Origin of the sequence: Marinobacter sediminicola, from assembly GCF_031157525.1 — a bacterium.
Classification (GTDB): Bacteria; Pseudomonadota; Gammaproteobacteria; order Pseudomonadales; family Oleiphilaceae; genus Marinobacter; species Marinobacter sediminicola.
This window is the reverse complement of sequence record NZ_JAVIXR010000019.1, coordinates 1-22233: the sequence shown is the minus strand read 5'-3', so window position 1 is coordinate 22233 and position 22233 is coordinate 1. Positions and strand designations below refer to the sequence as shown.

Annotated in this window: 20 protein-coding genes; 8 read left to right on the top strand and 12 right to left on the bottom strand. The window is 52.5% G+C overall.

The window, feature by feature from the left end:
* The first annotated feature begins 140 nt into the window (after positions 1-140).
* Positions 141-1124 carry a D-2-hydroxyacid dehydrogenase gene (locus tag RG807_RS17120; protein ID WP_298450003.1) on the top strand — a complete coding sequence of 328 codons (984 nt, stop codon included), beginning with the start codon at positions 141-143 and terminating at the stop codon, positions 1122-1124.
* Positions 1125-1188: 64 nt separating this feature from the next.
* On the opposite strand, the gene RG807_RS17115 is transcribed toward RG807_RS17120, so the two are convergent.
* The 4 genes from RG807_RS17115 to RG807_RS17100 all read right to left on the bottom strand — a co-directional run bounded on the left by RG807_RS17115 (position 1189) and on the right by RG807_RS17100 (position 7166).
* On the bottom strand, positions 1189-1854 hold the full coding sequence (locus tag RG807_RS17115) for a response regulator transcription factor (protein ID WP_100639981.1): 666 nt from the start codon (positions 1852-1854) through the stop codon (positions 1189-1191).
* A 40-nt stretch (positions 1855-1894) separates the two neighbouring features.
* Positions 1895-3844 (bottom strand): acetate--CoA ligase, encoded by a 1950-nt coding sequence (gene acs / locus RG807_RS17110; protein WP_298450001.1) that lies wholly within the window; start codon positions 3842-3844, stop codon positions 1895-1897.
* 277 nt (positions 3845-4121) lie between these two features.
* Positions 4122-5633, bottom strand: a complete 1512-nt coding sequence (locus RG807_RS17105) for a fatty acyl-CoA reductase (RefSeq protein WP_298449999.1) — start codon at positions 5631-5633, stop codon at positions 4122-4124.
* A 216-nt stretch (positions 5634-5849) separates the two neighbouring features.
* The gene (locus RG807_RS17100) at positions 5850-7166 is read right to left on the bottom strand and encodes an AAA family ATPase (protein WP_298449997.1); all 1317 of its coding nucleotides are present in this window, start codon (positions 7164-7166) and stop codon (positions 5850-5852) included.
* A gap of 208 nt (positions 7167-7374) precedes the next feature.
* On the opposite strand from RG807_RS17100, the gene RG807_RS17095 reads away from it, so the two are divergent.
* The 4 genes from RG807_RS17095 to RG807_RS17080 all read left to right on the top strand — a co-directional run bounded on the left by RG807_RS17095 (position 7375) and on the right by RG807_RS17080 (position 13504).
* Positions 7375-9357 carry an HDOD domain-containing protein gene (locus RG807_RS17095; protein ID WP_309045969.1) on the top strand — a complete coding sequence of 661 codons (1983 nt, stop codon included), beginning with the start codon at positions 7375-7377 and terminating at the stop codon, positions 9355-9357.
* Between the two features lie 23 nt (positions 9358-9380).
* Positions 9381-11561 (top strand): EAL domain-containing response regulator, encoded by a 2181-nt coding sequence (locus RG807_RS17090; RefSeq protein ID WP_309045968.1) that lies wholly within the window; start codon positions 9381-9383, stop codon positions 11559-11561.
* Positions 11562-11802: 241 nt separating this feature from the next.
* On the top strand, positions 11803-12456 hold the full coding sequence (locus RG807_RS17085; RefSeq protein WP_309045967.1) for a class I SAM-dependent methyltransferase: 654 nt from the start codon (positions 11803-11805) through the stop codon (positions 12454-12456).
* A gap of 40 nt (positions 12457-12496) precedes the next feature.
* Entirely contained in the window at positions 12497-13504 is a 1008-nt protein-coding gene (locus RG807_RS17080) for a DUF2156 domain-containing protein (RefSeq protein WP_309045966.1), read from the top strand.
* Here the strand turns inward: RG807_RS17080 and murI are convergent.
* Both murI and nudC read right to left on the bottom strand, forming a co-directional pair.
* A complete protein-coding gene (gene murI, locus RG807_RS17075) occupies positions 13499-14332 on the bottom strand; it encodes a glutamate racemase (protein ID WP_309045965.1) in 834 nt (277 codons plus the stop codon). The two genes, RG807_RS17080 and murI, sit on opposite strands and share 6 nt — an antisense overlap.
* Entirely contained in the window at positions 14325-15155 is an 831-nt protein-coding gene (gene nudC / locus RG807_RS17070; protein WP_309045964.1) for an NAD(+) diphosphatase, read from the bottom strand. Before nudC ends, murI begins: the two co-directional genes overlap by 8 nt.
* Before the next feature lie 142 nt (positions 15156-15297).
* Between nudC and plsB the strand changes: the two genes are divergently transcribed.
* On the top strand, positions 15298-17766 hold the full coding sequence (gene plsB, locus RG807_RS17065) for a glycerol-3-phosphate 1-O-acyltransferase PlsB (protein ID WP_309045963.1): 2469 nt from the start codon (positions 15298-15300) through the stop codon (positions 17764-17766).
* Positions 17767-17775: 9 nt separating this feature from the next.
* Here the strand turns inward: plsB and RG807_RS17060 are convergent, their stop codons facing one another.
* The gene (locus tag RG807_RS17060) at positions 17776-18651 is read right to left on the bottom strand and encodes a DMT family transporter (protein ID WP_309045962.1); all 876 of its coding nucleotides are present in this window, start codon (positions 18649-18651) and stop codon (positions 17776-17778) included.
* A gap of 412 nt (positions 18652-19063) precedes the next feature.
* On the opposite strand from RG807_RS17060, the gene RG807_RS17055 reads away from it, so the two are divergent.
* Both RG807_RS17055 and RG807_RS17050 read left to right on the top strand, forming a co-directional pair.
* Positions 19064-19309: a type II toxin-antitoxin system CcdA family antitoxin gene (locus RG807_RS17055; protein ID WP_309045961.1), complete on the top strand. Its 246-nt coding sequence runs from the start codon at positions 19064-19066 to the stop codon at positions 19307-19309.
* Positions 19309-19626, top strand: a complete 318-nt coding sequence (locus RG807_RS17050; RefSeq protein ID WP_309045960.1) for a CcdB family protein — start codon at positions 19309-19311, stop codon at positions 19624-19626. The genes RG807_RS17055 and RG807_RS17050 overlap by 1 nt, the downstream gene beginning before the upstream one ends.
* Positions 19627-19692: 66 nt before the next feature.
* On the opposite strand, the gene RG807_RS17045 is transcribed toward RG807_RS17050, so the two are convergent.
* From RG807_RS17045 to RG807_RS17025, 5 genes are all read right to left on the bottom strand, one after another.
* Positions 19693-20061 carry a VOC family protein gene (locus RG807_RS17045; protein WP_309045959.1) on the bottom strand — a complete coding sequence of 123 codons (369 nt, stop codon included), beginning with the start codon at positions 20059-20061 and terminating at the stop codon, positions 19693-19695.
* A 37-nt stretch (positions 20062-20098) separates the two neighbouring features.
* Positions 20099-20749, bottom strand: a complete 651-nt coding sequence (locus RG807_RS17040; protein WP_309045958.1) for a glutathione S-transferase family protein — start codon at positions 20747-20749, stop codon at positions 20099-20101.
* Between the two features lie 81 nt (positions 20750-20830).
* A complete protein-coding gene (locus RG807_RS17035; RefSeq protein ID WP_309045957.1) occupies positions 20831-21250 on the bottom strand; it encodes a hypothetical protein in 420 nt (139 codons plus the stop codon).
* 63 nt (positions 21251-21313) lie between these two features.
* A complete protein-coding gene (locus tag RG807_RS17030) occupies positions 21314-21655 on the bottom strand; it encodes a DUF705 domain-containing protein (protein ID WP_309045956.1) in 342 nt (113 codons plus the stop codon).
* A 101-nt stretch (positions 21656-21756) separates the two neighbouring features.
* Positions 21757-22029 (bottom strand): hypothetical protein, encoded by a 273-nt coding sequence (locus RG807_RS17025; protein WP_309045955.1) that lies wholly within the window; start codon positions 22027-22029, stop codon positions 21757-21759.
* Positions 22030-22233 lie beyond the last annotated feature (204 nt).

Here is a 22233-nt window from a genome sequence, read left to right as displayed (position 1 = left end):
GATGATCACTACCTTAGGTGCGAGCTGAGGTTGACCAGACGGCATCCGCCTACCAGACTGGCTTCAAGGGTTTTGTAGAGGAAAATGCTTGGCCCGTAAAACAACTCTCGATAATCAGCAATCGAAGCCCCGGAGGTTCAATGTCCCATCTCAGCAAGCCTGTTGTAACTGTCCTTACTGCTCCCGGAGAGCAGGAGCCACCGGGAATGGATGCGCTTCGGGCTCGCGCCGAAGTGCGTTTCGCCAGCGACGAGGCAACCTTGCGAAGTACCTTGCCGGGCACCGATGTGATGATGGTGACAGATTTCAGAACTGAGGCACTTGAGGCGGCTTGGGGCTGTGCGGATAAACTGAGGTGGATACATGCCACCAGCGCCGGGGTAGATGCCCTGATGTTCCCTGCCCTCACAAAAAGCAGTGTGATTGTCACCAACGCCAGAGGCATATTTGACCGCACCATCGCTGAATATGTGCTTTGCACCATCCTGATGTTTGCCAAGGATTTTCCCGGCTCAATCCGCCTGCAAATGAAACACCAGTGGAAGCACCGGGATACGGAAAGAGCGACAGGCAAGCAGGTTCTTGTCGTGGGCGCAGGCTCTATCGGTCGGCAGATTGGACGTCTTGTTGCCGCTGCTGGCATGAAGCCCCACGGCATTGCCAGAACAGCCCGCACGGAAGACCCGGATTTTGTGGCGGTTCATGGCAATGATGAGTTATATCACCAGCTGGAACTGGCAGATTACGTGGTGATTGCTGCACCGCTGACACCGCAGACAGAGGGTTTGTTTGACGAGAAGGCATTCAAGGCGATGAAAAACACTGCACGCCTGATTAACGTTGGCCGCGGCCCAATTGTCAAAACAGCCGATCTTATTGCTGCGCTGGAGAGTGGCGAAATTGCCGGTGCCGGGCTCGACGTATTCGAAGAAGAGCCGTTACCGGAAGACCACCCGCTTTGGGATATGGAAAACGTCATCATGACAGCACACATGGCCGGTGACTTTATCGGCTGGCACCGGGCACTTACCGATCAGTTTCTGGAGAATTTTGACCGCTGGCACGGTGGTGAGGAGCTGTTCAATCTGGTGGATAAGGAGTTGGGGTACGCTGGGAGCAAGTAGCCGAGTTCCCACAAATGTCGGACGGGAACACCTCCCCCCGTCCGGCCTCCTGACTTACTGAGCCTCAGCTACCAGACAACGACTGATCCGAAGGGTCTATCTCCATCTGCTGTATCGCGATTACCGCCTGGGTGCGATTGCGAACCCCAAGCTTGCGGAACACGGCAGTGATGTGCGCCTTGATCGTAGCCTCCGAAACTTCCAAATCATAAGCAATCTGCTTGTTCAGAAGGCCTTCCGCCAGCATGCCCAACACCCGGAATTGTTGCGGGGTCAGTGATGCCAGCTTTTCAGAAAAGTCGGTGGTGTCGGCGTGCATGCGCTCCAGCTTGTCTGCTACGCCTTCCGGCAGCCACACATCCCCCTCAAGCACAGCTCGAATAGCCTCGGTGATGGTGGGCAGTGGCGCCGACTTTGGAATAAAGCCAGACGCCCCATAGTCGATCGAGCGACGCATTACCTGCAATTGCTCCGACCCTGACACAACCACCACGGGTAGCCCGGGGTATTGTCCACGCATGAACACCAGCCCCGAGAAACCGTGGGCACCCGGCATATTCAGATCAAGCAGGACCAGATCTGCATCCGGGTGCGAATCTACCGACGCCTGGAGTGCCTTGATGCTATCAACTTCTACGGTTTCCGCATCAGGTACCGCCTGACTGACCGCCTGTTTCAGGGCGGCCCGAAACAGCGGATGATCATCAGCGACGATAATTGTTTGTGTCATTAAACCGATTCCTCACAGGTTTTCGGCCTGTTTTCAGACCTTATTTAAACTCACGATTGCTGATGAGATCATCCACTACGCTTGGATCTGCAAGTGTGGATGTGTCTCCCAACTGATCGTGCTCGTTAGCAGCAATTTTACGCAGAATCCGGCGCATAATTTTGCCTGACCGCGTTTTTGGCATGCCCTGTGCCCACTGGATGACATCCGGAGAGGCTATGGGGCCGATTTCCTTGCGAACCCATTGTACCAGCTCTTTTTTGAGCTCATCTGAAGGCTCTTCACCCTGCATCAGAGTAACGTAAACATAAAGCCCCTGGCCTTTTATGTCATGGGGGAAGCCAACAACCGCAGCTTCTGCCACCTTATCATGAGCCACAAGCGCGCTTTCTACCTCAGCAGTGCCCAAGCGGTGCCCGGAAATGTTAAGCACATCATCCACGCGCCCGGTAATCCAGTAATCTCCGCCTTCATCTCTGCGCGCGCCATCTTCGGAAAAGTACATCCCGGGGTAGGCGCTGAAATAGGTTCGGATAAAACGCTCATGATCACCGTAGATCGTGCGCATCTGCCCGGGCCAACTATCCAGAATAACGAGATTGCCATCCGCTTTGCCTTCCAGCAGATTCCCTTCATTGTCCATCAGGCCAGGCTTTACACCAAAGAAAGGCACAGTCGCGGAGCCCGGCTTTAAATCAACGGCGCCGGGCAGCGGTGCAATCAGAATGCCCCCGGTTTCTGTCTGCCACCAGGTATCCACAATCGGGCACTGGCTGTTGCCGATTACACGGTGGTACCACTCCCAGGCTTCCGGATTTATGGGTTCGCCCACGGAACCCAGCAACTTCAGGCTCTTGCGTGTTGTGCCTGCCATGCAGGCTTCGCCTTCAGCCATCAGCGCCCGAATAGCAGTTGGGGCGGTGTACAGAATGTTGACCTGATGCTTGTCAACAACCTGGCCCATACGAGAGCTATCCGGATAATTGGGAACACCTTCAAACAGTAGCGATGTAGCGCCGTTGCACAGAGGGCCATAAAGAATGTAACTATGGCCTGTTACCCAGCCAAAGTCTGCGGTACACCAGTAAACATCACCCTCTTTATAATCAAACACATACTCATGGGTCATGGAGGCATACACCAGATAACCGCCGGTAGTATGCAAAACGCCCTTGGGTGCACCAGTAGAACCTGATGTGTAGAGCATGAACAAAGGATCTTCAGCATTCATTGGCTCTGGCGGGCAGTCAGCGGATGCGGTTGCCATCAAATCTTCGTAGCGCACATCCCGACCTTCCTGGAAGGGCAAGTCTTTGTTTCCGGTGCGGCTGACAACCACAACCTTCTCAACGGCCACGCCTTCCCGGTCTTTCAGGGCGGCGTCCACGTTCTTTTTGAGTGGCACCTTACGGCCACCGCGAAGCCCTTCATCGGCGGTAACAACAAAGCGCGACTTACCGTTCACGATTCGGGCACCCAATGCTTCAGGCGAGAAGCCGCCAAAAACAACCGAATGGATAGCACCAATACGGGTACATGCCAGCATGGCCACGGCGGTTTCAACAATCATTGGCATATAAATCGTGACAACATCACCTTTTGTTACGCCAAGGCTTTTCAGTACGTTAGCAAACTTGCTGGTCTCTTCGTGCAACTCGCGATAACTGACATGACGGGATTCGGCTGGGTCGTCGCCTTCAAAAATAATGGCCGTCTGATCGCCGCGGGTTTCAAGATGTCGATCCAGGCAGTTTGCAGACGCATTCAACTCGCCATCTTCAAACCACTTGATGGAAACGTTTTTAGGATCGAATGTGGTGTTCTTAACTTTGGTGTAGGGCTTGATCCAGTCAATTCGCTTTCCATGCTCTCCCCAGAAAGCATCTGGATCTGTAATGGACTGACGATACATTTCGTCATACTGCTCCCGGTTTATCAAGGCCCGCTTGGCCACCTCCGGGCTTACCGGATAAAGGTTTTTATCAGTCATAGTGCTCCCCTTTGAACAGAGTTTGTTGTCATTGTAGATTTGGTCAATCCAGAGCGGTGGGGTATACAGACCCCGCGGATTCATAGCCGTAGTTCAACATGTGAACTACCACACAATGAATTAGACTAACGTCCTAACCTACTTGAACTTTTAGCCTGAAAGGTACAGTAACCTGCAAGAATTCAAGGGTAATTTCCAAACAGCATGAACTTCAAATTAAAGGCAGTTCTGCGTCTCCGAGAGATAAACCAGCCCGATTGAACGGGGCCAAGTGGAATCAGGCGGCTTTCTTTCGCCCACGGGAACTTCGCGGAAGTCGGGCTTTTTTCGCACTCAGGGCGTACCGGTTCAGGCCAGCCAAGTGAATCTTGCGCAAATACACCGCCCAGTCAATTTCGCGGGCATCCACAGGGAACAACGCCTTGTCTACCTCACCCATGCGCGCGGCCAGAGCCAGAAGGTCGTCATTGCGGAAGATATAATCCGGAGCGGTATAGAAACCAAAAATAGTAGCCAACGAGCGTGTGGTATCAAGGTTTTGCAAGGCTTTAAGCTCACGCCCCTGCCCCAGCAGGCCCTTCATGCGGCTGGCAAGGCTCAATGGAATGCGAGCACCACCCACTAACGCGTCAAACAGAGCACGGTTCACTGCAATGAAGGGTTTGACGGGTCGACGATAAAACAGGTTTTCGTAGGAAGCATAGTTGCTCTTAGCTTCCGCCATCAGGTGATCGATGAACTCACCGACTGACACCGGGTTGGAGCTGCCACTGCAGCACTGATAAATCCTGGCTTCCGGGCGCTCGCCCAATGCTTCCGCAACCGCAAGAATAATGGTGTTCGCGACCAGATCAACGGGAATAACATCAACGATACCGGAGCGTTTGCCGGGGAATAAAGTTACCTTTTCTCGCGCATAAGCAAGAATGATGGCATCTGCTACTTTTACGCCTTCAATCCAGCCCGGTGCCGGCTCTTCTAAAGCACTTTCAATTATGGACGGGCGCACAATGGTAAGGGCACGCCCCTCCAGCGCTTTCATCAGCAGTTGCTCGCCTAGCCATTTGGTAAAAGTGTAAGTGTCACTCCAGCCGTATCGGTTTGCCTCACGGATACCCAAGTCTACAAGTTTGCGCTCCAGCAATTTGCCGGTGTAGCGCGAGCGCACATCTGCAATGCTGTCATTAAGTACCCGGATCAGTTCTTCAATTTCGTAATAACCTGAGGAGCTGCGAGGGATATCCGCACCCGCAGGCTTGATCACTGATTCAGTAACCTGACCAGAATTCATTCCGTTCACATAACAGGTTGAAACCTGAATCACCGCAAGGGAGGGGTTCAGCTGTGCTAGTTCCGCAATATTTTGCAGACACAACGTATTGATAGATAGCGCCTTGTCCAACTCTTCCCGGAAGTTAACGCTGGCAGCGGAGTTAATAACAGCATCAACACTGCCCGCCAGCTTTTGAAACGCCTCAGGCTTCAGTCCAAAACCATGCTGAGTGACTTCCCCAGTGACACAGTGCAGGCGATCTTCCAGAAATGACTCAAACGCTTCGCTGTTCTCCTGGCGTAAACGATCAAATACAGAGGAGGTGGAAATTTCCTGGAGAAAGCGCCCACGGGCGTCAGGATGCTGTTTATTGCCCCGTATCAGCAGGTGTATACCGCCAATATCCGGCACCGTACGAATCAGCTTTTCGAGAATAACCTTGCCCAGAAAACCCGTGGTGCCGGTAATCAAGACCTGCTTGCCTCGCAGCTGTTCAAGTACCTTTGACGAAGACATTACCGCCTCCTTTATTATATTTGTGATGACGAACACTCCTTTTCCATGGATGCTTGAGGTACCCAATCCTTGCACAACATCTATGGCTGTACGGTGACAAACTGCAAGGTTATCACCAAAACTCACGCAACAGCGCCAGCACAAAACGCTACTCTACAAACTCCCCCGATGAAATGGCGAATTAACCGGCATGTTCATGCACCAAGGCGAACCTTCTTAAGCGCCACTGTCTTCCTCATCTACCAACGACCGCAGTAGCTGGCTCAGGGCAATACCGGAAGGCTGCTCTTTCAACACCCTGACCAGGTTTTCCTGATCACCAAAGCTGATGCGGTCGTAAAATGGTTCAGGAAGTACAGGTTGCGGCAAGCTCTTCACAACGTCACGGGTATCATCCGTAGCAGGGGGCGAGATTTCTTCCGCTAAATGCCTGAGGTGGGCTGCGAGATGATCACGCTGCTCTCGGTTCAGACTTTCCCAGGCAATAGCACCGAGCCCGGTTTGGATAATTTCAATGGCGTCGTTATCTGGCTTGCGCCCCAGCAACGCAAACAACTGCATAAAAACATCGTAGCGCAGCATGGCGCACTCATTTGCAGGCCCGAGCACTGCTTCCAGTTCGCTGATAGCCGTCAAACAACGCTCACGAGGGCTCGCCGAGGGGCTGGATGCCTCCATCTTCCGCTCGCGGGTCTGCTGGCGCTTCGAAACGGAATGCCAATAAGCCGCTATGCCGGCTTTTCGGGCAGGAAGTTGCGTGAGGCGCACCTCAAGCATATCCGCCAGTGTACCGAACTGCCGGCATGACGGATCTGACTGAGGCAAGAGTGCAACAGGCTTTTGATTCAGCACGGACTGGCGCAGAGTCTCATCGCGCCATATCCCTCCCATGTAATGCAGAGAGCACTTAAGGTGACGTCGTGCGGCGGAGTCGAGGCGCTGAAACACTGAGCGGGTTTGACTGGCACCTTGTGCCATATTGATCAATACACTGGGTGTTCGTTTATAGCCACGGCGCCTTAACACTTTGATCAGGGAAAAAGCATCCGTCAGCGAAGCTGGGTCCGGCGTTACCACAACGCATGCCAGCTCCGCCGCTGCAATCATGTGCAAACCGGTGGGCTGAAGACCGGCAGCCGTATCCGTTATTACGTAATCGTAGCGCCGCTCCAGCATTGAAAGCGCACGCAGGATACGAAAACTGTCCTCCGGTGCCATATCCATGCATTCCTGAACACCAGAAGCTCCAGGCAGGATGTGCAGGCCGTAATTCACCTCCAGAAGAATATCCTCCAAGCGGCATTCACCAGCAACCACATTGGCCAGTGTGCGCTCGGGGTAAAGGCCCAGCATGATGCTGACATTTGCAAGATCTGTGTCGCCGTCCAAAAGCAGTACGCGTTTATCGTGGCGCGCCAGCGTGAGCGCCAAATTCAGTGCCACGGATGTTTTTCCCACACCGCCCTTTCCGCCAGTGATGGCGATGGTTCTGGGTGAGTTCGCTTTGTGTACCAGGGAATGTTGAGCACTCATGGCGGGCGACCTTACATCCTTGCAAAAACAACAAACGGCGCTTTAGTCTGTAAAAATTGTACACACATCACGTTACGATGCATACGCCGATCAAAAAAAGAACAGTTGTTGTTTAATCTTCCTGTGTTTTTGACTAAGCTCCAGTGCACAATAAAAATGAACATAGTTTCACAGTCTGATTTTAGCGCGCTTACTTATAGGCAAGCCCATGAATACAGTTCCCGATCTTCAGCTCCCGAGCCTTCCGGAAGTCACTCTGCGCGCGCTTGAAGCTTGCCATCGGGATGATAACTACCGCGCAATCAGCGAAATCGTATCCTCAGACACGGCCTTGGTGGTTCGGATCCTGGCTCTGGCCAACTCCGCCCTGTATGGCCCCACACCCGGAATACGATCCATTGATCAGGCGTTAATGCGCCTTGGAACCCAGCGCTTCAAAACACTGATACTGACCGTCGCTTTGCGCCAGATACTCTTCGACCTGGGTGGTGGCGCCTGGCAGCAATTGCGGGATTTCTGGCGCCATGCCCTGACAACCGCACTTACAGCACGGGCATTGGCGACCCTGACCCGCTACCCGGAAGCCGATGAAGCCTTCATGCTCGGGATGCTCCACAACATCGGTGAGCTGATCGCAATCAAGACGCCTGATATCGAGGCGCGGCAAGAATTCATGAATCGACAGTCCGAGATCGCAGCAGATCTGGTTACCTCCTGGGGGCTAGGATCAATGGCAGCAGATGCCATGCGCTACCAACAGGCGTTGCCCTCAGAGTTGCGGGACGCAGGGCATCTCGTAAAGGTTATCGGCCTTGCCACCCGCCTCGCCTTGTCTGATTCTGCCGGTATTGCAGCAGCGGGCACCATGTTCGGCCTTAGCGAAGACTTGATCCGGGAGGTCAACCGGCGGATCAACCACGACGTTTCCCGAATGGCAGAATCTATGGGGATTCCGCTGATCAATAGTTACAGCGCCGAGCCAGGATCAGAACAGCTCCGCGAGACCGTATTGCAGCAAGCCATCGCGCAGCAAGCCCTTGGTTTTGCAGATTTAGCCGGCACCGGCGGCGCCATTCTTGCGGAAACTGTCGGTAGTCTTACGTTGATTACCGGGTTACCGGTACTGTGCTTTGGGCTTGAAGATGACAGCCTTGTTTTGTTGTCTGGTACTGCAGGGGACAACCCCCGCCTGGCCGTATGCGCACAAGCCGGCGGCAGCGCCCTGACTGAGGCCTTTACATCGGGAAGGCTCACCAGCCTTGGTGGTCGCGTGCCCAACGTGCTCGACAACCAGCTTTTATCGCTACTCAGAACACCGTCGTTGACCGCTGTTCCAGTAATCACAGGTGATTGCTGCCTCGGCGTATTTGTAATGGGCACCGATGGCAAAATTCCCGACAGAACTGCAGATCTGGTCCGGCTGTTTATCCAACAGCTTTCAGCCGTTCTTCAGGACAAGAACCCTACCTTGGAGATCAGCACCGACGACGCGGACCTGGATCGCCAGATTGCGCTGGAAAAGCTGCACAGGCAGGTGCATGAAATCAGCAATCCTCTGACCATCATTCGCCAGTACATTCACCAGCTCAAGAGCCGGCTTAGCGATCCGGAAATGCAGAAAGAGCTGGATGTGGTGCGGGACGAACTGGACAGAGCAAGTAATTTACTACTGCAACTCAACCACACCAATGCTGGCGACATCAGCGACGGTACCGCCGACCTGAATACTGAAGTATCGAGCCTCGCCCGTGTACTGGAAGACAGTCTTTTCAGCAACGGCAACCTGAATTTGAACCTGCTACTGTGCAACACACCAACATTCGTTGATGCCGGCCCGCCTACTACCCGCCAGATCCTGATCAATCTGGTCAGGAATGCCGCTGAAAGCATGTTCGAGACAGGCGGCACCGTAACAATCAAAACCTTGGCTCCGGTATGGCAAGGGCACCGGAACTGGGTTGAGATGATAGTGACCGACACAGGCACCGGCATTCCCGAGAGCTTACGGGAAACCCTGTTTACACCGGGAAAAACCACAAAAGGAAAAGGCCACAGCGGTTTAGGCCTGAGCATTGTAAAACAGCTTGTTGATGACATGGAGGGCATCATTGCTTGTCACACAGGGCAGGAAGGCACCACCTTCCGATTACTGCTACCTGCGGCGAGCCTCGAACACACCAAGACCGACTGATAAACGATAGCGGATGCAGAGCAATGGCACCTGATCAGCCCAACAGGCATATCTCGCAAAATGCAGCGCGTATTTTAGTGGTTGATGACGAACCACGTCTGGCAAGCGCTTTGGCTACCCTGCTACGCAGTTGCGGCTACAACGTTTCCGAAGCCCATGGCGGGAAACAAGCCTGTGAACTGGCCGACACCCTTCGTTTTGATCTCGCTCTTCTCGATTTGCGCATGCCAGAGGTAGATGGCTTTGCGGTAATGAATCACCTCGACAGTCGGCAGCCCGAATGCGCAATTATCGTTATCAGCGGAGAGAGCTCGTTTGCAGCCGTTAGCCGCGCACTCAGGCGTGGCGCTCTGGACTACGTTCGCAAGCCGTTTGATCCGGAAGAACTCGTTGCCACAGTCAAAGGCGTCGTTGGCAAACAATCACTCCTCAAAGCCCACGAAGACATACAACTACGCCTTGAAAAGTCTGAAGCACTGCATCGTTACATCGTAAACAGCTCTCCCGATATCGTTTTTATGCTGGATGCCAAGGGGCACTTCTGTTTTATCAACAGCAAGATTGAAAGCCTGCTGGGCTACAAGCCAGCTGAGCTCTGCGGCAAGCACTTCCGGAACATTCTTGATGATCGTGATCTTGCGAGGGGTGTGTACGCCCTCAATGCGCCGGACATCAGCGCAGACAACCCCCGCACTCTTGAGATACGCCTCAAAACACGGGGTAGTCGCCAAGCGACGCGGCATTTCGAGATAACCGCGTTTCCCATTTCACCCCAGGCGTGGACACACAATAGCAGCACCAACGGCGGCGGAAGTGGTCAAAACGCCAGCTACTACGGCACAGCCCGCGATGTCACAGAGCGCAAAGAAGCCGAAGCCTTTATAAATTTCCAGGCTTATCACGACCTGCTCACGCGCCTGCCTAACCGTGCGCTGTTCAAAGATCGTCTGGAATTAGCCATCACCCACGCGCGCCGCAGCACCCAAAAGCTTGCGGTGATGTTTCTTGATCTGGACCGTTTCAAAATCATCAACGATACCCTTGGCCACGCTATGGGGGATCGACTGTTGCAAGCCGTCACCCAGCGACTGGAAGGCTGCCTGCGCAAGGGCGACACCTTGTCACGCTTCGGCGGCGATGAATTCACTCTGTTACTGCCGTCGGTTCATGGCCAGGAGGATGCAAGCCAGATCGCCAGAAAGCTCATCAAGACGCTGAAAGCACCGTTCCTGCTAGGCGAGCATGAAGTGTATGTGGGTGTCAGTATTGGTATCGCTATCTATCCGGAAGCAGGCTGCAGCATGGATCAGCTGATCCAGAATGCTGACATTGCCATGTACCACGTTAAAGCCCGAGGCAAGGACAGCTATCGCTTTTACTCCGAGAGCATGAGCATCGACAGCACTCACCGCTTGCTGCTGGAGCGGGATCTGCGCATGGCATTTGAGAAGAAAGAGCTGCGAGTATTTTATCAGCCTCAGGTTTGTGCCCGCACGGATCAAATCGTCGGGCTCGAAGCTTTGGTGCGCTGGCAGCACCCTGAACGCGGCCTGCTCTACCCCCGGGATTTTCTCAGCCTGGCTGAAGAAACCAAGCTCATTGGTCTGCTGAGCGAGCAGGTTCTGGATCAGGCCTGCCGGGATGTTGGCCAGTGGATCCGCGCCGGCCATAAAAACTTGCGCCTGGCCGTCAACCTGTCCCCTATTGAGGTGGAGCATCCCCGGTTTGTGGAAACCTTGATAGAACGGGTCAACGTCAACCAGTTTCCTCCTAAAAATCTGGAAATCGAAATTACCGAAAACGTGATCATGAACGACCTGGAGCAAATCAGTCACAAGCTCCGGGAGCTGGCAGATATCGGCGTGCGCATCGCAATCGATGACTTTGGCACTGGTTATTCATCACTGAACTACTTGCACAGACTGCCTATCCACACCCTGAAAGTTGATCAGTCCTTCGTGAAAGCCATCCGAAGTGGCATCGACGATGCCTGTATCGTTAACGCGATTGTGGCCATGGCCCACGGGCTCAAGCTGGAAATTGTTGCGGAGGGCGTAGAGACGGAAAAGCAGCTCGATTACCTACGCGCACTCGGCTGCCATCAGGTACAAGGATTCTTCTACGGCCCCGCACAACCTGCTGCAGAAATCAGCAAACTGTTGGCGCAGCCCGAAACCAAAATGGCGGTAGCCGTTTCACGCTGATCAGCGCCCCAAAATACTGTCTTACAATCCTAGCCCAAATCTTGAATCTGTTATCAAAGTGTTGCCTCAGGTTACTTTGTGTATCTCGAAATGGGGATTACGGCACATACTTTCTCTGCTCCGCTCAATAGACTTGAATCACAAAGACATTGGCCATCGAAACATCCTGACAAGTCAGGATGGCAAAAAAACACAATAACGATGGCAGCATTCAAGCTAACAAGAACAGGCAGCAGTTATCATGCGTGACAAGTACCGCTACATAGGCCCCGTATACGATTTCCTCAGCAACCTTTACAGCGGAAAAAACATCCACCGCTGTAAAACAGCCATGCTGGACGTAGAAACAGTTAAACCCGGAGACCGCATTCTGTTTGCTGGTGTTGGCCATGGCAGAGATGCCATACGTGCAGCGGAACTGGGCGCAGACGTTACAGTTGTTGACCTGTCAGAAACCATGCTTCGCAAGTTCGGAGAAGCCCAGGAAAGCGAAGCCCCCCACCTCAACATCCGCCGCATTCACAGTGACATCATGAAAGTGGATGAAGTCGGTCAATACGACATGGTTGTGGCCAACTTTTTCCTCAATGTATTTGACGAAACCATGATGGTAAAGGTCCTGGAACACCTGATCCAATTGGGCAAGGAAGACGCCCACATTGTTGTTGGCGATTTCTGCTACCCAACCGGCAATGTACTCTCACGCGCGTTCAAAAAGCTGTATTGGTACATGGCCGTTTTTACCTTCTGGCTGTTTGCCAACAATGCTTTCCACAAAATTTACAACTACCCGGAACACATGCGCAGCCTTGGCCTTGAAGTAACGGAGAAAAAGCATTTCAAACTGCTGAATATGGATTGTTACTGGTCAATTCTCGGCCGCAAGCAGGCATAACAGGTCATCTGCCAAATAATAAAAACCGAGGAGATTCACCATGTCAGATCAAATTCTTGCTCTCGACCAGGCCTCCGAGCTTGAAAGCAACGCTTTTGCCTTCAGTGAGCGGGTGGGTTACCTGAAGAGGTTTGGCGGCCACTCCCAATCTTTCTCTACCCTGCAGCCCGGGATGCAGTATTTTGACGTACCGGGCATGGGTTATGTGGCCTACATGCGCCAGTGGGGCACAACCATCGTTCTCTCAGACCCCGTCTGCGCCCCCGAAAACTTTGGTGCGGTTCTGGAACTGTTCCAAAAACGCTTCCCTAACGCTTCCTATGTGCAGGTTTCCAAGCCGGTTGTGGACTTCTTGCACCAGCGCTTTGGTTTGTACGGTACACAGTTTGGCAGTGAGTCCCGGATCGACTTGGGCAAGTGGTCTCTCAGCGGCAAGAAAAAGCAAATTCTGCGCACGGCACTGAATCAGGCTGAAAAAAGTGCCATTACCGTGCAGGAACGCTTCAGCGACGACCACACCCGCGAAATTTCGGAAGCCTGGATTCGTACACGCAAATGCAAAAGTAATGAAATCCGTTTTCTGATTCGCCCCATGGACATGGAATACCGGGAAAATGAACGCCGATTTTATGCGTATCAGGATGGCAAAGCGGTCGGATTTATCTACTTTGATCCGATTTATCGCGATAACGAGATTATCAGCTACGTCCCTAATATTTCCCGTGCCAACGCGGATTTCAAACAGGGCATTTTCTATACCCTGATGGCACATGCGATGGAGGCATTTAAAGCCGAAGGCGTGCCCTATCTGGATCTGGGGCTTATCCCGCTATCCCTTGACTCAACCACGGAACATCAGGAAGGGCGGCTTTTAAAGCGCATTCTGCACGGCATCTACAACCGGGGTAATTTTATCTATAACTTTAAGGGACTGGAGTTCACTAAATCACGGTTCCGCGGCGACAACTTCAAGACCTACTGCTGCCACAAGCGGAGCATACCGGCGCTTGAGTTTATTGCCATGTTCAAACTGACCCAGGTGCTATGACCCTGAAGGCCAATTCCCGACAACCCTGGTAGGCTGCAGGCCCACGATTGCCATATAATTGGCAACACCTTCCGGAGCCTTACCGGTGAACAGGGCTGCCGCCACAGGCTCGCCTTTAACGTCACTGGGCGCCGCCGCGGTATAAGGCTTTGCGGCTTGCGCCAGAAGCCAGGCAACACGGCGCGCAATTGCCTCCCCGGAATCCACCCAGAACTTCACCTCCGGCAGACTTAACCGAAGATTATCCAACAACAGTGGATAGTGAGTACACCCGAGAACAACGGTATCCACTCCAGCATTTCGCAGGCTAGCAACTGCGCTATCGAGTTCAGCCTGAGGCACAGCTACCCCTCTGGCCAAATCCTCCGCCCACTGAACCAACGCCGGGTGCCCAACACGCTCAACCTCGCAGTGAGAGGCAAACTCCCGCACCAACTCATCGAGATAGGGCCGGCGCACCGTTGCAGGCGTGGCCAGAAGCCCAATCCGCTGATTGAGGGTTTGAGCGGCTGCCGGCTTCACCGCAGGTACAACACCCACTACCGGCACAGCTGTTATGGCACGCACGTGCGGCAGAGCAACCGTGCTGGCCGTGTTGCAGGCCACAACAATCGCATCACACGGATAGTGTTCCAGCGCCTTCGCAATGAGCGAACTACAACGCTCAACTACGACAGATTCTGTCTGGTTTCCGTAGGGAAAGGCCGCGTTATCAGCCAGATAGACAATAGAAGCATGCGGAAGTTTTTTATGGACGCAGGCTGCAACGCTTAACCCGCCAACGCCTGAATCAAAAACCAGAACCCGCGGTAAGCCATGCTCACTCAAAGCCGGTCACTCCGCCAGTAATCATTCTTTCCATATCCCGTATCAGCCGCCCGGAAATCGTAGTATCCGGTGGTACTGGCGGCCTGCTACCGGGCAAAAACCAACCTGCATCGGCCAGCTCATCTTCCTGCAGAACCAGTTCGCCACCGGCATAATCAGCAAAAAAACCCGCCATCAACTGGTGGGGAAATGGCCATGGCTCAGACGCCTGGTATTTAATATTGGTCACATCCAGGCCGGTCTCTTCTTTTACTTCACGGACAACTGCAGCTTCCAGACTTTCCCCCGGCTCCACAAAACCCGCAATCAAACTGTAAAAATGGCGCTTAACCCGAGAAGACTTGGCCAAAAGGTAGTGATCCTCTTTGCGAATCACCACGATTACACAGGGTGCAAGCCGCGGATACCAAGGAATATTGCAATTACTACACCACTTTGCTCGTTCCCGCCGATGAAATCCCGTGCTACCACCACAACGGCCACAGTATTGATGATCCTGAAACCACTGCCAAACCTGAAAACCGGTGCTAAGCATGGCCGCAGGCACATCACTGATCATCAGTAAGGCGTCGCGAAGAGAAACAACATCACCGGCGACACCCATGGATTCAGGCACCTCAGTCACGAAAACCCGGCGACCATCAACACTTCCCAAAGAGACAAAGCGAGCATTACCTGCCTGCGCAGGCAGACTTTCCAGTGGCTGCAACCATCCGTCACCCGGCTTGAGCACACCAGATCCTGACAGTGCCAACACAAGGTCTCCCCGCTCGGGCTGTCTGGTTGTCCATCCGGGGCTCCACTGAATTGTTGATGTCGCCATCTAGCATCGCACCTTGTAGTGTTAAACGGGCCAAACAGGAATGTATCACACACAAGAGAGCTGCAAGAATGAAGCATTGGCTTTCCGGCTCTCACTCAACCAAGTAAACTTGGCGGCTGTTTTTTCATCGGAGCGACATTTTATGCGTCTTTACCAGGGTATTCGAAGCCTGATCCTGACACTTTTCCGGAAAATCCTGTTTTTATGGGTTCGGACAGATGTCAGCGGGAACAGCGCTGAAGCACTGGGGTTGTCGCCTGAAAAGCCCGTTTGCTATGTGCTGCAATACAGCTCGTTATCCAGTCGCCTTGTGCTTGAGCAGGAAGTGATACGAGCAAAACTGCCCGGTGCAACCACCTCGCTTCCGGTTAAAAATGGTCCCTCGCACTCATTCTTTTTTCTCTACCGCCGAGCGGGCGGGGCATTCCGAAAACGCCAGGCGCCCGTTCCAACCCCTGATTTCCAGGCGTTGGTGCGCTACGGCCTGGAAAACCCGGAGAAGGATGTACAGATTGTTCCTGTATCCCTGTTCTGGGGGCGCTCTCCAGACAAAGAAAAGTCCCTGGTGAAACTGCTTTTATCAGACACCTGGTCTGTTGCTGGCCGACTACAGAAATTCCTGATTATTCTGGTGCATGGCCGCAACACCTATGTGCAATTCAATAAGCCCTTCCCCCTGAAGCAGATTGTTGAAGAGTATCGCCACAGCGAAGAGCGCGCCAACCGTAAGCTTGCCCGTATTTTGCGAACCCACTTCCGCAAGGTTCGACAAGCGGTGCTGGGCCCGGATTTGTCGCACCGGAGAACACTTGTAGAGGGCCTGGTAAGAACTCAGGCTGTTAAAGAGGCTATCCGGGAAACCGCAGCCAAAGAGGACCTGGCGCCAGAAAAGGTGCGTGCCCGGGCCTACAAATACGCTGATGAAATTGCCGCCAGCATGTCCATCGTCACCATCCGTATTTTTGAGGTACTACTTGCCTGGCTCTGGAACCGTATCTACAAAGGCATTGCCGTTAACAACATTCGCGTGGCCAAGGAGACGGCTCAGAACAACACGGTGATATATGTGCCCTGCCACCGCTCCCACATCGACTACCTGTTGCTGTCTTATGTGCTCTACAAAAACGGCCTGATGCCGCCGCACATCGCAGCAGGCATCAACCTGAACATGCCGATATTGGGGCCAATCCTGCGCCGGGGTGGGGCCTTCTTCATGCGCAGAAGCTTCCGGGACAACCCGCTTTACAGCACCGTTTTCAACGAATACATGCACGTAATGTTCACCCGTGGCTATTCGGTTGAATATTTTGTAGAAGGCGGTCGCAGCCGCACCGGCCGTATGCTGCAACCCCGCCCGGGCATGCTCGCCATGACAGTGCGCAGCTTTCTGCGCGATCACCGCAAGCCGATTGTTTTTGTTCCTGTGTACATCGGGTATGAAAAGGTTATGGAAGGGCGATCTTACCTGGGCGAACTCCGGGGTAAGAAAAAGCAGAAAGAAAGCGTGTTCGGGCTGGCAAAATCCGCCCGCAACCTTGGCAGCTCCTTCGGCAAAGTTGCACTCAACTTTGGCGAGGCCATACATTTGTCTGAGGTGTTGGACGATGTCCGCGACAGCTGGCGCGATGAGGCTTACAGCTCAGAGTATCGTCCTGCCTGGCTCAATGAGGCGGTTGGCGAACTATCACAGCGCGTTGCCTCCAACATCAACGCATCGGTAGCAGTAAACCCCATTGGCATGATCGCAACCGTATTGCTTGGCGCTGAAAGGCTGGCCATGGATGAGGGCCAGCTTATTCGCTTGGCAGATCAGTACGCACACCTGCTCAAAACCTTCCCCTACGCCGATACCGTCACCTTGCCTGAGGGCTCAGGCAAAGACTGGGTTACCTACTGCGAATCCATGGGGCTGATCTCGCGCCAACCCCAGAAGCTGGGTGACATCATTGGGCTGGAAGGCAGCAATGCCATACTGATGACTTACTACCGCAACAACATCCAGCACCTGTTTGCACTGCCCGCCCTGGTGGCTAGCCTGTTCGAGAACAAAAGCTCACTTGCACGGGAAAGAATCGTCCATCTTGCCAGCGTAGCCTATCCCTACATTCAGTCTGAACTGTTCCTGAAGTACCAGCCTGAAGAAGCGGAAGCGGTGATTAACCAGTGGATTGACGTTCTGGTAGAGCAGGGTCTACTGGTTGCCCAGGATGACGACAGAATCGCGCGCCCTGAAGAAGGCACTGAAGCCATGCTGCGCCTCAGAGTACTGTCCCGATTCATCATTCAGACGGTGGAGCGGTACCATATCGCACTGGGCATACTGCGTAAAAATGGTTCAGGGACGATTACCGCAGCAGAACTGGAAGAACAGTGCACCTTGCTGGCAGAACGTATGTCCATATTGTTCGGGCTGAATGCACCTGAGTTTTTCGACAAGAGCCTGTTCCGGAATTTCATCGCTAACATGCAGAGCAATGACGTTTTAACCACCGACGAGAACGGACTGCTCTGCTATGGCGAAGGCCTCGATGAAGTGGCGGATGATGCCCGACTGGTGCTGAGCGTGGAGAAGCGACAGGCTATTCAGCAAGTTACTATGCTTGGCGTATGACGCCTGAACTCAAACGTCACCTGCAGTTATTTGTTGGGCGCTTGTCGCATTTTGCTTCTTCATAATAACCAGCGCGATTCCACCGAGAATAGCTACAGACGCCAATACCAAACGCAGGGTTACGGGTTCACCCAAAATAATGACGCCACCCAGAGCCGCAATAATCGGAACACTCAGTTGAATTGTCGCGGCATTAGTGGCCTTCAACCCAGGTACGGCTGTGTACCAAATGGCGTAACCGACCCCGGACGCCAGTGCCCCCGACGAAACTGCATACCAGAACCCATCAGTATCGAGCGACGCACCGCTCAACATGAATATGCTCATTGCTATTGTGATCGGAACAGCGCGTAGAAAATTCCCCGCTGTAACCCTGGTCGGATCCCCCCCTCCCTTCCCGCGCAGGGAGTAGATGCCCCATGCAATGCCGGAAACCAACATTAACAAGGAACTATATAGTGGCGGTGCTGAGAGTCCCGGCAGCATGAGGCCAATTAACCCCCCGAAAGCGAGGGAAAGGCCAATGAGTTGCGGTATATGCAATCGTTCCCCACCCCAAATACCATAGCCGATCATGGTCGCTTGGACGGCGCCAAAGAGTATCAACGCACCAGTTGCTGCAGACAAGCCTGTATAGGCAAATGAAAAGCCGGCGGCATAAACAAACAACGCAAGAGCAGATGTCCAGTTGCCACCGCCGGCAGGTGAGCTGTGCCTCATTCGCACGATTAGCCAAAGCACCAAGGCACCGGAAACCAATCGAATAGTCGTAAAACTGGCTGCGTCGATACTGGTATCCCTGAGCGCAGCCCGGCACAGCAATGAATTACCTGCAAAAGCAACCATGGCTAATGACGTAAGAACAATGATGCGGGCATTCGACATTAAACGTTTTCCTATGAGCATCTAATATCTAAAGCGCCTTCAGATGCCCACTTGTTTGGGAAAATGGCGCATGGAATTAAAACTAGAAGACCATTTAACGCTATAAACGGCATTCTCGCTTTCTTGATATCAACGAGTCGCCCCCCCGAAATTATGGTTCGGGCGGTATCCAGATGTGATGCCTGTCGACCTACCTGATAACGCCATCGGAAATAGTGATATCTCAGCGAGAACTTTTCTAGTTTTGAGGTCTTCCTGCTCGATCATGTTTTCTGCCTAACGCCTTGGCTTTGCGGCGCACCGGAGCGCCGGCGTAGGTGCGTCCGACAACGGCTATTGGCTAAATGCTTGCATGCGCATCCGCATGCGCATAAACTTAGACCATCCATTAAATAGCCACTTGGAGGCTCGAATGGCAGAACTCTACAACGTAGCTGCACCCAAAAAAGCGGCAAACCTCTCAATCAATAGCGATCTGCTGCGTAAGACCCGTGAACTAAACATTAACCTGTCTGCTACCCTCGAGCGAGCGCTGAAAGAAGAGCTCTCAAAACGTCAGTCAGAACAATGGGTTGAAGAAAATCGCGCCGCGATAAAAAGTTACAACGACTTTGTCGAACAACATGGATGCTTTGGCGACGAATTCAGGGAATTTTGATGGCACAGTTCGATGTATACCCCAACCCAAGCAAGACCAGCAAAGCGCACTACCCTTACCTTGTCGATATTCAGAGCAGCCTGCTGAGCGAGCTGGCAACGCGCATCGTCATCCCCTTGGGGAAACTCTCCGCATTTAGTGGTGAAGCCATGCAAGGAGTCACACCTGAAATCAGCTTTGAAGACCAAGAGCTTCTGCTGTTAACGCCTCAAATTTCCTCTGTTTCAGAAAAGCATCTCAAAAACCCGGTTGGCTCTCTATCGCACTTTAGAGACCAAATTGTTGGAGCCTTGGACATGGCTATCACCGGGATTTAACGCCCGCCATAAACAGCGTGAGGAACGAGCGTCCGGCGACCGCAGGGAGCGAATTTAGTGGCCTTGTTACGTGTCACTGCTCGAGGACACCAAATGAATAATGTTGGATGGACTTGATATCCAGAACGCCTTAAACCCACTTGGAAGTGGCTCGATCTCGTCTCTACGATGGCAACCTTGCTCCTTGAGATATTCAGAGGCTGCACCAATATCGCTGGTGACGACTTCCAACCAAATCTCAGACTGGCTTAAACCAGGCATGCAGTCGAGCCACAGAACTTTGTCCCCAAATTCAAATCTTGGTGTGTCGTTCGGGCCATTGGATTGTATCTCAGTGAAGCGGAGCACATCTCTATAGAATCGTACCGTGCTCTGATACTCGTGAGCCGGGATTTTCATGGCTATGTTCTTGCCTGGCTGAAATTCCAGATCCATGCGATAGCTCCTCCATATGGGAACACGTAACAGCTAATTATATTCCTACCTCGGACACGCCTATGGTTTCGGGCTCACGGTGAGCTTGACTAACCCACTCCCTCATTTGTTCATGATCGAGGACGAACTGCATATATTCTGAAGATACCGCCGAGACCTCGATCCCGTAGGTTTTAAATCGCGACGCAACTGGTGCAAACATGCAATCTGCAATAGAGAACTCACCGAACAACCACGGGCCGGTAGCCGAATAGGTTTCTCGGTACTGCGACCAGATTCGGTCTATCCGAGCTATCTCTCGTTCAAGGGTTGTATTAAAAGGGACTTTGCGTCCGATTGCGCGGCAATTCATTGGCAATTGGCCTCGAATTTCTGTGAAACCCGAGTGCATTTCTGCGCAGCAAGATCTTGCTTCCGCTCGTGCACGAATGGAACTTGGCCATCCGCGGCCGTCCAGATACTGCTCTGAAATATACTCGCAAATTGCCAGCGAATCCCAGATGACCAAGCCCTTGTCTTTGAGCACCGGGACTTTCCCTGCGTCGGTATGCTGGGCAAGCGCAGTGTATGTATCGTCTTGATTCAGCGGAATCCGCACTTCCTTAAAAGGTAACTCGTGGACTGACAAAAGTAGCCAAGGCCTTAACGACCATGACGAGTAATTTTTATTCCCTATTACGAGCTCCAAAGTTCACTCCTTGAAATATAACGCCCGCATTTGCGGTTGGTTTGGAGCGCAGCGGAAAACCAGTCCGACAACATGCGATTGTTATGTGTTTTTAAATTGCGATGTACGATAATCTATCTCCGGTGCTTTGCGACTCCCAGCGTTGCGAATTTCCTCTGGTATATGACATTTAAGCGTTTCTGAATCAACGTTGGTGTAATTTGCTAGAAAATAAGCCATATGACAAAGATATTCATATATAATTTTTCTATAGTTTTCAGTAAGATGCTGGCCAGCATTGCGCTCTAGCTCAGTTACCGTACGACTAATGAAAACCGGAATCACTTCGTAGTTACTACTGAAGAATAGTGCGACTATTTGGCTGACATAAGAGACCATGGGGTAATTTCTGTGATTCCGTCGATAGCACTGCTCAGGAACCAGATTCTCTTGGTTCAAAGACACATGAAATTTCTTTATCTCACTGCGTGCTTCTTTTGCACCCACTAATGGTGATGTCATTTACTCTCCTGACACATAACACTTGGGTAACCTGCGCCGCCAGGCGTCAGGTTGACACTTTTGTTATGTGTGAACTTTGCTCATTATTTTTTCTTTGTAAGCATCAATAGTATTGTCTGCACACTCATTAGGATGAATCTCTATTAGATTACGCCAACTATTAAATTGTTGGTCGTCGATTACTACCTGAGGCTTGGGTAGAAAACCTGTAAAGCAGTACTCTATTCCGAACTCAGCTGCGCTTTCCCTTGCGTAATCAGCTCCACCTGAACTCCAGCAGTATAAAGTTGCCCCCTGTTCATTCAGTTCTTTTATATGCTCTATTACATTTGGCATAGGGATACGCTTACGCCCATAGTTTCTAACTATGGTTTCATCAACATCAACGTATATACATATTGACACTTCTATATCCTTACCATATTGAACATAACGCCGAAAATAAGCGGCGGCCCGACAGGGGCGTCCGGTGGAGGCCGCGGGCCGGAACGTACTTAATTGATTTGTTAGGGCTTGTACTTCGCCAAACAAAGCTCAGCCTCTAAACTTAAAATTCTGGTCAGAAGAGACAGGACGTACTCGTCATAGTCCTTGAACAGCTGTTGGGCCTTCTCCTCATCCTCAGAATTCACCCGAAATTCGCCAGATGGGTGCTGATCTTTCAGGGCCGAAACTCGGTCATGGGCCGCTAAAATTTCGTCGAGAATTTGGTCAGGGACCTTCCCTCTAAATTGCTCAGAAAACTTATTCTTACTGGGAAAAGGGATTACGTTAGACATATTTTTCCTCGGCTCTTTGCAGCCCTAACGCTTGCAGCATGCGCGCCTGCGGAATGGAGCCGAAGGCGCAATGTAGTGGGCGTCGCCGTGCCTGCACTTGTATGGATAATTTCTCAGATTATTCGCGGTGCTCATCGTCGAGCACCTGCTTGATCTTCCCGTTCCCGACATGACGAGCCCCTTCCTGAAGGCGCCATTCAAGCC